The organism is Myxococcus sp. CA039A, assembly GCF_013336645.1.
Taxonomy (GTDB): Bacteria; Myxococcota; Myxococcia; order Myxococcales; family Myxococcaceae; genus Myxococcus; species Myxococcus llanfairpwllgwyngyllgogerychwyrndrobwllllantysiliogogogochensis.
This window is the reverse complement of the sequence record NZ_JABUMQ010000067.1, coordinates 25,492-37,463: the sequence shown is the minus strand read 5'-3', so window position 1 is coordinate 37,463 and position 11,972 is coordinate 25,492. Positions and strand designations below refer to the sequence as shown.

General features: G+C 67.9%; 8 protein-coding genes and 1 pseudogene. 6 read left to right on the top strand and 3 right to left on the bottom strand.

Annotated features, from left to right (window positions below; all coding sequences use genetic code 11):
* From HR086_RS13895 to HR086_RS13875, 5 genes and pseudogenes are all read left to right on the top strand, one after another.
* Positions 1–317: pseudogene (locus tag HR086_RS13895) on the top strand (PaxA); the annotation flags it as partial.
* 223 nt (positions 318–540) lie between these two features.
* Positions 541–2,505, top strand: coding sequence for a TonB family protein (locus HR086_RS13890; protein WP_174465871.1), 1,965 nt, complete (start codon positions 541–543; stop codon positions 2,503–2,505).
* Positions 2,506–2,699: 194 nt separating this feature from the next.
* Positions 2,700–5,057 carry a hypothetical protein gene (locus HR086_RS13885; RefSeq protein WP_174465870.1) on the top strand — a complete coding sequence of 786 codons (2,358 nt, stop codon included), beginning with the start codon at positions 2,700–2,702 and terminating at the stop codon, positions 5,055–5,057.
* A gap of 145 nt (positions 5,058–5,202) precedes the next feature.
* Positions 5,203–6,450, top strand: a complete 1,248-nt coding sequence (locus HR086_RS13880; protein WP_174465869.1) for a hypothetical protein — start codon at positions 5,203–5,205, stop codon at positions 6,448–6,450.
* A 311-nt stretch (positions 6,451–6,761) separates the two neighbouring features.
* Positions 6,762–7,265: a hypothetical protein gene (locus HR086_RS13875; RefSeq protein ID WP_174465868.1), complete on the top strand. Its 504-nt coding sequence runs from the start codon at positions 6,762–6,764 to the stop codon at positions 7,263–7,265.
* Between the two features lie 140 nt (positions 7,266–7,405).
* On the opposite strand, the gene HR086_RS13870 is transcribed toward HR086_RS13875, so the two are convergent.
* On the bottom strand, positions 7,406–7,822 hold the full coding sequence (locus HR086_RS13870; protein ID WP_174465867.1) for a hypothetical protein: 417 nt from the start codon (positions 7,820–7,822) through the stop codon (positions 7,406–7,408).
* Between the two features lie 167 nt (positions 7,823–7,989).
* Between HR086_RS13870 and HR086_RS13865 the strand changes: the two genes are divergently transcribed.
* A complete protein-coding gene (locus HR086_RS13865) occupies positions 7,990–8,226 on the top strand; it encodes a DUF6289 family protein (protein WP_174453387.1) in 237 nt (78 codons plus the stop codon).
* A gap of 119 nt (positions 8,227–8,345) precedes the next feature.
* Here HR086_RS13865 and HR086_RS13860 read toward each other — a convergent pair whose 3' ends face one another.
* A complete protein-coding gene (locus HR086_RS13860) occupies positions 8,346–9,602 on the bottom strand; it encodes a hypothetical protein (RefSeq protein ID WP_174465866.1) in 1,257 nt (418 codons plus the stop codon).
* Between the two features lie 451 nt (positions 9,603–10,053).
* Complete coding sequence (locus HR086_RS13855) at positions 10,054–11,775, bottom strand: LVIVD repeat-containing protein (protein ID WP_174465865.1); 1,722 nt, start codon at positions 11,773–11,775, stop codon at positions 10,054–10,056.
* Between the last annotated feature and the right edge of the window lie 197 nt (positions 11,776–11,972).

Below are 11,972 nucleotides of genomic sequence, written 5' to 3'. Positions count from 1 at the left end.
GGGTGGTGGGTGGAACGGGCCCCGCCGAGCCGGTGAAGCCCAAGAACGTGCCGCCCTTCGTCATCCAGCGTGACGTGGTGCGCCAGACGTCGCCGCGCCTGTCGGAGGTGTTCAAGCAGTCCCACCGCGGTCAGACGCTGCAGGGCATCTACAAGGTGTGCGTCTCCACCAGCGGCAGCGTGTACGAAGTGACGCCGGTGAAGTCCGTGCCTGGCGCGGACGAGGACATCATCCAGGGACTCAAGGCGGGCTGGGAGTACAAGCCCCAGAAGGTCCCGGTGTGCTTCCTCTACAACATCCCTATCACCATCCAGTAGGCGCGCTCCCGCCTCCAGCCCGCCGCGAAGCCTCGCGGCGCTGGAGGTGGTGTCCGGGGCGGCTTCAGCGCTCCAGCGCGTAGGCCGCGTCGTGAGCCGATGGACGTCGGTGCCAATCCGCTCCACCGTCCGGAGGGTCGTGACGGGGTGTTGGCCATGACGTGATGTGCACGGCACGCCTCCGTGACGGGTGCATGCGACGGTTCCTGCTCAGGTGATCGCCATGCAGACCGAATCGCACCCCTCGACTTCGCCGGTGGACCCACTCCTCGGCCAGGTGCTCCACGAGCGCTTCCGGGTGCTGGCTCCGCTGGGGGCCGGGGGAATGGGCCGGGTGTATCGCGCCCTCCAGCTCCCGCTCGAACGGATGGTGGCGCTCAAGGTGCTGAGCCCCACGTTCCCCTTCGCGAACGACCCGGAGTTCCAGCGGCGCTTCTTCCTGGAGGCCAGCGTCACGGCGAAGCTTCGCCACCCGAACACCGTCACCCTCATCGACTACGGGAAGACGGATGACGGGACCTTCTACATCGCCATGGAGTACCTGGAGGGGCGCACGCTGGCGGAGCACCTCACAGCCGGGCCGCTGCCCTGGCCGCGCGCGGTGGACATCGCCCAACAGGTGTGTCGGTCCCTGCGCGAGGCACACCGTCTGGGAGTGGTGCACCGCGACCTGAAGCCCGCCAATGTGATGCTGTTGGCGGAGGAGGGGAGCGCGGAGCGCGACCACGTGAAGGTGCTCGACTTCGGACTGGTGAAGCCCTTCGTCGTGGAGGGTGCCAGCCACCTGTCGGTGCCGGACATCACCCAGGTGGGAACCTTCCTGGGCTCGCCCACGTACATGGCCCCGGAGCAGGCGCGCAACCTGGCGGACGCGCGCAGCGACGTCTACGCGCTCGGGGTGGTGCTGTACCAGATGCTCATGGGGCGGCCGCCCTTCCTGATGCAGGACCCGCTGGAGCTCATCTTCGCGCACCACAAGGAGGTCCCACCGCGCTTCCAGGCGGTGCGCCCGGACGTGGCCATTCCCGCGTCCGTGGAGACTGTCGTGCGCCGCTGTCTGGAGAAACAGCCCGCGCACCGCTACGAGTCGATGGAGGCGCTCCTGGAGGCATTGCGCGGAGCGGCGGGTCCGGGCACGGCCATCTCGCTGGATACCGGCCCTGGAGAGGCGGTGACCGGGCCTGTCGGCATGTCCCTCGCGCCATCGATGCGGTCCACCACGAGCGGTGTTCAGGGCACCCTGGTCCTGGACATCATCCTGGACGAGTCCTCCGTGCTCAGTCCGGACTCTCCGCGTCCGGGCTTCCGCCGAAGGGCGCTCAGGATGGGAGCGGGCCTGGGCGTGTTGCTCGTCTGCGGAGCTGGCGCCTATCTGCTCGGGGCCCGCCGTCCGCGAGCGCCCGTGGAGTCGCCGCCGTTGGTCGCGGTGTCCTCGCCTTCCGAATCGGTGCGGCAGGCGCCACCCTCCGTGACGGCGCCAGTTGCGCCTCGCCCCGTGCGCTTCCACATCTCCAGTCAGCCGGAGGGGGCGCGTGTCTTCTGGAAGGGAGTGGAGCGGGGCACCACGCCGTTCGTGTTGGAGGTGCCACCCGACGCGGGCGGCATGGCCACCGCGGAGGTGACGTTCGTGCGGGAGGGGTATCGCTCGGACCGCGTGCTCGCGGGGGGCTCGGGTGAGGTGCTCTTGAGTCAGCGGCTGCAGCGTGAGCGCGGAGGACGCTCGTCGTCTCCGGGTACGTCCTCTGCCAGCGCGGAGGGCTCGGGGAGCTCCGAGTGGATGTCGGGAGCGTCCCTGAGCGCGCCCATGCCCCTGGATGTCCCCGGGGCCGCGAAGCCCATGGCGGAGCAGCCAGGCGCGGTGGCCGAAGGCACGCTCCAGGTTTCGGCTCCCACGGGGCCCATCCAACTGCCGGAGAACGCGAAGCCCCCCGTGGAACGTGCGGGCAACCTCCAGCCGGAGTTCCCCCAACATGCGCGTGCCGCGGGGCGCGAGGGACTGGTCGTCCTCAAGCTGGTCGTCACGGAGCGTGGCGAGGTGCGCGACGTCTCCGTGATGCGAGGTGAAGAGCCCTTCGTGTCCGCCGCGATGCGCGCGGTGAGCACCTGGCGCTACCAGCCCGCGTTGCTCGAGGGTCGGCCTGTCGCCGTCTACCGTGTGGTGAAGGTGCCTTTCCGTCTGCGGCCCTGACGCCCGCGCGAAGGGGAACCGCGCGGGCCCCTCTCTCCACGTCGATGCTGGGAGGTGCCTTTTCGCCCCGCGTGCGCCCAGGCGAGTTGGCGCTTCATCTGGGCCACCTTGATGCAGCCTGACCGCATCTCCAGGCGGGGGACGCGGACACTATGCCGAGGCTCCCACCGCCTCGCTGTAGTAGGTTTCCCTGAATGGTACGTACTTCAGTGCTGATGCTTATCGGGTTCCTTGTCTTCGCCTCCACCGATGCCCCGGCCGCGCCTCCTGCCGCTGGCGCCGCGAAGTCCATCGAGGAAGCCTCGAAGCGTTTGGAGAATGCGCGCGCGGCCCTGACGACGGCCGTTCAGCGAATCGAACAGGAGCCGCCGCGCGGCGCAGACCTCGACGCCGCCCTCGCGGCGATGGAAGCGCTGAAAGAGGCGCTCAATGCGGGAGCGAGCTTCGAGACGGAAGATCTCGAATACGCCAAGAGCGTCCTCGCCGCGCGCAAGCAGCTCCGGACCGACCGCGAGTACGTCGATGAGCGGCGGGCGAAGGTCCACATCCACGATTACCGCCGGCGCATCGACAGCGCGCTCGCGCCCCTGAACGAGCGCATGTCGAAGCTCGGTCAGGGTGACCCGGGCTCCAAGGCGATGGACGAGGCGCGTGCCGCGGTGGACGTGCTCGAGAAGCTGACGGAGGAGGGCCGGCCCCTGAAGAGCCAGGACCCGAAGTTCTCCTCGTACCTCACCGACGTCGAAGCGACCGTCGCCCGTCACAGGAAGACGCTCGATGAGCGGTGGCTGCAACTGTCGGCTCAGAAACAGCGCGGCCTCCTGGATGCGAGCCGCAAGTCACTGGCGAGCGCGCTCGCCGACCTGGGAAAGGCCTGGTCGGACGAGAAGTTCACGGCCGCCGACAAGGCGACGGCCGCGCTGCAGAAGCAGCTCGAGGAGGGCAAGCCGCTCGAGGTGCAAGACAAGGCGTACCGCGCGGACGCGGACAAGGCTCGCGCCGAGGTCACCCAGGCCCGGCGCCAGATGGATGAGTCCGTGGTGCAGGCAGGTGTCTCGCGGGTGAAGGTGGAGCTGGAGCCCGCCCATGAAGAGCTCCGCGCGTCCGCCAAGGCGCTCCGGGTGAAGCGGCCCACGCCCGAGCAGCTCGCCGAGGCCAAGACGGCGGCGTTCGTCGGCCGGAAGCTGGTGGACAAGTACGAGCCCCAGGCGGCGAGGAGTCAGGCCATCGGTCAGTACCTCGCCGAGGTGAAGAACACGCTCGTCGAGGTGGAGGTGGTGCTCCAGGTCCGCACCCTCGATGCGGCTCGCGCCGAAGTCATGCAGGCCCTGCGCAACATCGAGAAGCGGGCCGCGACCGCCGAGCAGTTCGAGGAGGCGAAGACGGCGCTGGTCGTCCTGGAGAAGACGCTGGAGACGGTCCACGTGAAGAACCCCGCCATCAGCCCAGCCGCCGCCGACGCGCGCCAGCTGCTCAGGGATGGGCGGGCGACGATGGAGCGGCGCCGGTACGAGGTCGACCTGCAGCAGCAGCGCGTGAAGGTCGACGAGGCGCGGAAGAACGCGGCGGCGCTGGTCATCCAGATTCAGAAGGAGACGCCGTCGCCGGCGCAGCTCCAGGAGGCGGAGAACGCGGTCAAGCAGATTGGCGCGGTGCTGGAGGTCGGTGCCCCGTTCGTCAAGAAGGACCGCGACTACGCGCTGTACGCGAAGGAGACCAAGGAGCGCATGGCGGACCTGGGCGAGCGCATCAACCGGCGGAAGATCGTCCTGGCCGCGGCGGATGCTCGCGTCCAGCTTGCTTCCCGGCTGACCACGACGAAGGAGAAGCTCGAAGCCGCGAAGGGCATCTCATCGACCGACGGCGACGTGGAGACCGCCTCGAAGAGCGTGGATGAGGTCATGCAGATGTTCGAGGCGAATGCGGCGTTGGAGCGGCAGGACGCGGGCTACGCGGCGTCCGCGGAGCGGGCTCGCGCCGAGTGGCTGAAGCTGGTCGAGGCCCTCGAGTTCGCGAAGCAGGCGCGGGCGCTGCGTCGGTTGACGGGTGAGGCCCTGGGCGTCGCCAGCAAGGCGTCGGAAGCGGCCGCGTCCTCCACGGACCTGCGCAAGAAGAAGGAGCTGTACGCGAGCGCGCTGGAGAAGCTCACGGCCTGCCAGGACGAGGGGGCCAGGATGGTGAAGGAGAACGCCAGCCTCGCCACGGTCGACGTGCTCGTGGGCGGCACGCCCACCCAGCCCCAGGAGGTGATGGCTCAGTGCGCCCAGAAGGCGGAGGCGCTGCAGGCGCCCCAGAAGAGGGCGGACGTGGAGCTTCGGTTCCAGGATGGCCAGAGGAAGGCCTACGACTCGGCGAAGTCGCTGCTCTCCAAGGGACGCAAGAACGAGGCGCTCTCGCAGCTCAATGACTGCATCGCGGAGGGGCGAATCCTGGAGAACCGATACCCCGACTTCAAGGAGCAGAAGTTCGACATCGGCGGCGCCAGCATGAGCATGCTCGAGCTGATTCAGGTCTGCGCGAAGGAACGCAAAGCGCTGCAGCCCGCCCCCTGACGCGCCGGTGCATCAGGTGACAGACGTGTGAGGTCCTGGGGTGGCCGAGCCGCGCGTGCCTATGCTCCGCGCGGCTCACCTGGGAGGGCAGGGCGGCGGCGGCGAACAGGGGTGTGCCATTCCCCGTTCCACGAGGCCATCGCCAATGCTCCGTTCCCTCAAGTCGCTCCGGTGGGTGTCTGTCTTTCTGCTGGCCGCCTGTGGTTCCTCCGACCTGCCCGCGGGTGAGGCGCCGCCCGCCGTCGACACCGTGGAGCAGGGGGTGCTCTTCCCTCCGCCCACGCCGTCGAGTGGCAACGTCCTGGACAGCACCACGTTCCTGGGCAGCGTGGCGCTCCCCGGCGCGGTGCAGACGTCCTTCACCACGCCCCTCCAGTACTACTCCTTCGCCATCAACGTCGCGGCCGGCTCGAGCGCGAAGCTGGAGGTGACGCACCTGGGCAGCAGCATGTCCCTGGACACGGGGCTCTTCGTTTACGGCCCCCGGGATGCCAGCGGCAGCTACGGCACCACCGTGCGGGCCCAGGACGATGACGCGGGTTATGGCCAGCTCAGCAAGGTGGCCTCCGTCACCTTCGCCCAGGGCGGCGAGTATCTCGTCGTGGTCAGCAGCGGTGAGGGCGCGGGCAAGCGCTTCCGCCTCCAGCTCGACTGTCTCAGCGGCAACTGCGAGCCGGTGGACCCGTCCGTCTACGCCACGTGTGACCAGTCCCGGGTAGGTCCCCGCGTCGAGGACTGCATGGCCCATTGGGACGCGGAGGGCCTGCCCGTCAACGAGGCCTTCGCCCTGTGCTTCGGCGCGGATGACGCGCACGCGCTCTACGAGGGCGCATGTGCTCCGTCGGCCTCCTCCAAGCCCGTCTGGTGCGCGGGCGGCGAGGCCACGTGGACGCAGCGGATGTGGCCGGTCTGCGTGTCCGACTACACGGTCGCCTATGGGCTGTATTCCGTGTCGCTGGGCTCGCGGCCGGTGAGCACGGGCCTGCAGTCCAAGCTGTCGGCGGCCAACGCGGCCTGTGGCACCTCCTCCGCGTGCTACGGCGAACTGCGTGGCTACTCCTTCCCCTGGAGCCACTCGACTCCAGCGAGCGTGGACAAGGTCGCCGAGGCCGTCTCCTTGACGGAGCAGAGCAATGCGCTCTTTGGCGCGCGCCTGGCGAATACGACCTACACGCAGTTCGCGCAGTCGCGGCTGCTCTCCAGGCTGTCTTCCCTGCATCCGGCCCTGGGCCAGGAGTACAGCAACGGCTCCGAGGCGGTGCAGGTGACGGGCTGGCACTACAGCCGGGAGATGTGGCCGGACGCCTGCATGATCTGGGAGCTGTATGTCATCTACTTCCCGGAGTCGCGCGGCGTCCTGGTGTTCGAGCAGGACTACGCCCGGGACTGCTGACATCCGCGGTGACAGCCTTCGTCCGGGGTGGCCCTCGTCGCTGGAGGGCCCCCGGCCGAGGATTCTCTATCGCCGTGGCCGCCGCGCGCGGGCCCGCGAGCGCCCTCATTTGACAATGTACGATTCAGATCGTACTTTGTCGTCGCCATCCTGATGTGGTGGATGATTGCCTTTGATTCGCCATGGTGTCCCCGAAGGGGGGGCGGTCGGGGTGGTGTGTCGTATTGATGGAGTTTCGCGGGCCTGCCGCCTTGCCTGGACTGTTCCGGGGAGGGATGGCAGCGCATTCCTCTCGATCTGGAGTGTCAGCCATGACGAAGTTGATGAGAATCCTGAGCATTGTCCCGATGGTCCTCGCGCTGGCCCTGTTGCCGGCGTGCGAGACGACTGTCTCGGGCTCGACGACCATGACGTACAACCCGAGCACTGGGAAGTTCGAGGGCACGGCGACAGTCACGGTGACCATCAAGAAGAAGTCCCTCAGGGCGGGCGCCGTTGCTGGAGGCGCCTCGGGCCTGGAGATGGCCCTCGTCGGCATTGGCGGGGCGGCTCCGACGCTCACGAGTCCTTTCATGAACGTGGCGGTGCTCGGCTCGCGCGGCGAACAGCTGGGCGCGGACCCGTTCGAAGTGGTTCAGACAGAGGCGGGCACGTACGCGTTCAGGGATCCGGAAGCGGTGGATGCATGGCTCGCTCAGCTCGGGGAAGCTGCGTCCGTTGTGATGGCTTTCGATATGAGCGGCGCCGGCAATCCCTTCCAGGCCACGGTGTACAGTGACGGCGTGAGCCTGGGCTCGGACATCATCGGCGAGTAGCGCGAGTCTTTCCGTTCTCGTGCCATGCGTGGGCCGTGCCGCTCTCTTGGGGGCACGGTCCACCGTGGGTCATTCGCATCCCACTGGAACGTCAGCGGTTGGGCTTGTTCGTCTGAGGAGGGCGGTGCTTCCGCCCTCAATCACTCGCAAGCATAGAGAGGGCCGGTGGCGGCGTTGGAGACTTCCTGTGCGGCCGTCACCACGCGGTAGCGGAACCGGATGGAATAGCCCGGCGGGTTCCCAGACGTCGGCGTGACGCAAGACTCACTATACGTGGCGCTGCCATCTCCCCAGGGGGAGTTGAGGACCTCGCCGTCGAAGTACATCGTCCGCGACCACTGGCTTCGGTAAAGCGGGCTGCCACCCGTGGCGCCGCCAATGCACGTGATGTCAGTGGAGGTACTCGAGCAGGAGATGGAGGCCGTGGGAGCGACCAGAGCGGCGTGACTGTCTTCGAGTGTGGGCAGTCCAGCCCCTTCCTGTTGGGGGAGGCCCTCACCACAGGCCATCAGCAGGCTCGTGGCCATCAGCGAAATGCTGCGCAAGGTGCTCTTCATGGGAGTGCCCTCGTAGAGTGGTGGGTGCATGCAATTCATAACATGCCGCGCGCCTTTCCGGGACGCGCCCAAGGTCTTCCCTGGCGGCCCCGCATGGGGCCCCCTTGCCATTGCAATCCAAGGCAACCTAGGTTCGAGGTCGCGGTTCTTCCCCTTGGAGGCATTCAATGAAAAGGCTGCTCTTGGGCGTTGTGCTTGCGGTTCCCGCGTTCGTGGGCCTCGGAACGTCCACCTATGCCCCGAAGGCCGAGGCGGCTCCAGCCCAGAGCTGTGAGTGGGATTACTTCTCGGATGACACCTATTCGGAGATGGTGGGCAACGAGACCCAGACATGCAGCGGGCGGCGGTACCTCTCGGGCGTCCGGACGTCGTACTCCCGGCTGGTGTACTGCTTCCCCTGTTGAGGGAGCGGGCCCCGCGGTGTCCCACGCGGCGGTTTCATCCCCCGTGAAGGGCGGCCCGTTCTGGGAGGAAGAGGAGTGGACCCTCCTCCTCCCAGGTTGTTTTCCGGGGCGTGCGGCGCTCAGCAGCCCACGCCGCCCTGGCAGTACGGGACGACGCCCAGCTCGGCCTGCACGCCGCCCAGGGGTGAGAAGGCGAAGTTCCACGGGCTGGCGCCCGCGCCCCACATCAGGCCCGTCAGCGTCACCCCGTTGCCGTTGAGGAAGTACACGGGGGAGCCACTGTCACCGCCGGCGCCGTTCTGCGTGGCGCTGGTCGCGATGTAGTTGCAGTAGTATGTGTGTGGCGTACCACCCGAGTTCACCGTGGCGCACGCCCACTGGATGGTGCCGCTGGTGGTGCCCGTGGTGCGGCCCGTCTTGAACACCGTCTGTCCCTGGGAGGGGTACAGCACCTTCCCCGTCACTTCCGGCCAGGCGGAGATGTTCAGGTCGAACGCGCCCGGCGTCTGCACGACGTAGGTGGCGATGGCCGCTTCCCCTCGGAAGAAGGCGCTGTCACTCGAGCGGCAGATGCGCCCCGCCGGGCAGCTTCCTCCGCTGGCGTAGCCGGGGTCCGTCGTCTCCGTCCCCACCAGCCACGGCGCCACCGCCTGGTACGCGGGCGTTGACTCCACCCCGCCCTGGACCTGGGTGCAGTGCGAGTTGCTCACGAAGCCCAGCGTCCCGCCCTGGAGCGCGGGGAAGCCGAGCGTGCAGTACTTGCCCGGCGTCTCTATCTGCAGTCCTCCTCCCACCGGCGTCCAGCCGCTCTGCACGCTGGTGGGGTTGATGGGCCCCCACTCGACGATGTCCACCGCGTCCCGAGCCACCGCCAGGCGCGCGATGGCCCGCTCGACGATGGCCCGCGCCTCGGCCTTCTCGACGCCAATGGCCACCCGGTTCGACTTCTCGTCCACGTCCGTGAAGACGGTGCCCGGCAGCGCGAGGACGTCCGGTGTGAGTCGCTCCTGCAGGGCCTTGAGCTGGGAGAACGTCCGCGTGGCGGGCTGTGTGACGACGCCCGCCTGGGGAATCCTCTCCGCGCCGAACACGGAGGCGATGGCCCGGCGCGCGGCCGGCGCCGCGGTGGCATTCACCAGGCGCACCACGAGCCGCCCCTTCTCATCGTGATACATGCCGCCGAAGCCCGGCACCTCGCGCTCCACCTCGAGCAGCGCGTCATCCAGCGTCCGGGGACGCGCGGCGCCACTGGCGGGCTCCGCGAGCACTCCCACGGGGCCTTGCGCGGGCCCACCGGCCCACGCTGCTTCACTCCAGCCTCCCAGACACAGCGAGGCACTCCCCACCACAACACGAAGAATCGCTTGCTGGCGCATGACTTTCGCCCCCCACGACATCGAGTGATTCCCGGCCAGTCACGGCGGACACATGCCGGGCCCTGCGGACCGGCACTCCATCACTTCATGCGGACGACTTGAAGTCGTATTGCGGCTTTTTCTGGAATTTCTGGGCGACGGTCGCCAGGTCATCATCCAAGTCCAGGCGTGTGCATCCGGCAGGCGCGATGAAGAGCGCGCTCAGGGAGCGCTTTCCGGACGCGGACACGCTCGGCGTGAGTGTGTTCAACGCCGATGGCAACATCAGTGAGCGAGAAATCCAGCCAGGGGAGTGAATGGGAGCCGAGCGTGCGCATCACCCAAACGGACGTGCGGACCTGCGCCCTTTCCGCTCGGAGGCCTTTCCATTTGTGAGTGAATGGAAGTGCGGGCACCCCCAGGCGCCGACCTCACCTGGGGATGCTTCATTCCTACGAAGAGCCGAGGATGCTCATAGCTCGTTGAAGATCATGAGCCCTCGGGAGGATTCGGCGGTGTAGACGTAGCCGTCGCCCGGGACGCGCACGCCGAAGAGGCCCTCGAAGAGGCTGTCACCCCGGAGCGGGTCCGTCTCGCGGAAGACGTGGTGGTGTGCCACCTGGCGAAGCTGGGTGGGGTTTGAGACATCCAGCACGCGCAAGCCCTCCTGGTACCACGCGACGTAGAGCAGGTTGCCGCGCAGGATGAGGTTGTGCATGGAGGTGACACGTCGCATCTTGAAGGTGCCAATCTTCACGATGTTCGCCGGGTCGGTGACGTCGAGCGCGCGCACGTGAGAGGCATTGAACTCACCGCCCTCGAAGGCGATGGTCTTCCCCCCGAAGGTGCCTACCGCGTTGTGGTGGGAGAAGCCATTGGGAATGATGTAGCGGCCCACCTCGCGGATGTCGTCGAGGTTGGCGAGGTCGAAGAGGGCATAGCCGTCGCCGGAGTCGCTGATGTAGAGGCGCCCGTCGTAGACGAAGGAGTCGTGGGGACCCCCTGGGACGACGGTGCGCAGCACCGGGTCAAGTGGGTGGGTGAGGTCGTAGATGAAGGTGCCAGAGAGGGGGACCATGGCGTAGAGGAAGTTGCCGTCGACCAGCACCGTGTGCGCGCCTCCGTCTCCGCCCGTGGACAGGCTGCGCACGAAGAGGGGCTCGGCGGGATTGGAGATGTCGTAGACGACGACGCCGGAGGCATTGCTCGCGATGTAGAGCGCGTTGTCCTTGGCCCACACGCCATTCCAGAAGTGGTCCCCGGGCAGGCTGATGGAAGCGGTGCGCACGGGGTTGCGCGGATTGCTCACGTCGAAGACGGTGAGTCCACCCAGTTGGTCCTGGTGGGGAAGGGAGACGACGTAGGCGTGCCCCTTGGCGACGTAGATGTCCACGGCCAGGCCCGTGGAGACGCGGTGCTCGGACAACAGCGCGAGCCCGCCCGAGGACTCAGGCTCGGCCTCCTGTTTGACGACGCGGTGGGCCTCGAACGTGCCGCCCTGGGTGAACTGGCCTCGGCGGCAAGATGCGAAGCAGCCAGTGAGGATGTTGGGGGCCTTCGCCTCGCAGCCCGTCAGGTTCATGACGAGGCCGGTTCGCGGCAGTTGGCCCTGCAGGACAAAGCGGTCTCCCTCCATGTCGAGCTTGAGAATGGGCTGGTCATACAGGGTGCTGGTGCCGCCGTCGTCGCGAAGCAGGAACCCCGTCGAGGAAGGGACGATGCGGGTGCCGCCATCCGGCAGCGCGCGCTCTCCCCGGAGCTCGACCTGGTAGATACCCTCCTGGGCCAGCGCGCCGAGCGACTGCGTCTCACACTGGGACAGGTCGAAAAGGTCGGCGCGGTCGAGTTCGTTGCAGATGGTGGGAGAGACGTTCCGGGGGTCGAACTTGCAGTCGGCCAGGATGCCCTTGTCCTCGACGTCCCCATGCTCCTCGAGCGGGACATAGGTGCCATCCCAGACATAGGGGCCCGCATCCGGTCCCGCGTCGGGGCCCTCATGGGGGCCCGCATCGGGGCCGGCGTCCGGTCCCGCGTCGGGGTCCTCATGGGGGCCCGCATCCGGCCCTGCGTCGCTGCCCGCGTCCCGGCCCGCGTCGGGAGTGGATGGGGAGGGTGGGTCGTCGTCGCAACCCGTCAGCGGCGAGAGACACAAGGTCGAAAGAATGAGCCCTAGGGTGCGAAGGGAGCGTGTCAAGGCGGGACCTCGGAGGTAGGGGGGACTCCACGTGGTGTGTGGAGTCTGCCTGCCAACGGGAGGCTCGGGTCGTCGTACTTCCGGGGCGTGCGGGTCCTTGCTCCACGAGGGGAACTCAGGACTGGTGGCCGTCCAATCCCGGGTTTCCGGTCACCCTGGTCGCCGATTTGCATCGCAACCGTCCCGCCCTCCGGAGC

Bases quoted from the DNA above. Each gene is read 5' to 3' on its own strand.
- HR086_RS13880 (WP_174465869.1), top strand. From the start codon at position 5,203: ATGCTCCGTTCCCTCAAGTCGCTCCGGTGGGTGTCTGTCTTTCTGCTG.
- HR086_RS13890 (WP_174465871.1), top strand. From the start codon at position 541: ATGCAGACCGAATCGCACCCCTCGACTTCGCCGGTGGACCCACTCCTC.
- HR086_RS13885 (WP_174465870.1), top strand. From the start codon at position 2,700: ATGGTACGTACTTCAGTGCTGATGCTTATCGGGTTCCTTGTCTTCGCC.
- HR086_RS13860 (WP_174465866.1), bottom strand. From the start codon at position 9,602: ATGCGCCAGCAAGCGATTCTTCGTGTTGTGGTGGGGAGTGCCTCGCTG.
- HR086_RS13870 (WP_174465867.1), bottom strand. From the start codon at position 7,822: ATGAAGAGCACCTTGCGCAGCATTTCGCTGATGGCCACGAGCCTGCTG.
- HR086_RS13865 (WP_174453387.1), top strand. From the start codon at position 7,990: ATGAAAAGGCTGCTCTTGGGCGTTGTGCTTGCGGTTCCCGCGTTCGTG.
- HR086_RS13875 (WP_174465868.1), top strand. From the start codon at position 6,762: ATGACGAAGTTGATGAGAATCCTGAGCATTGTCCCGATGGTCCTCGCG.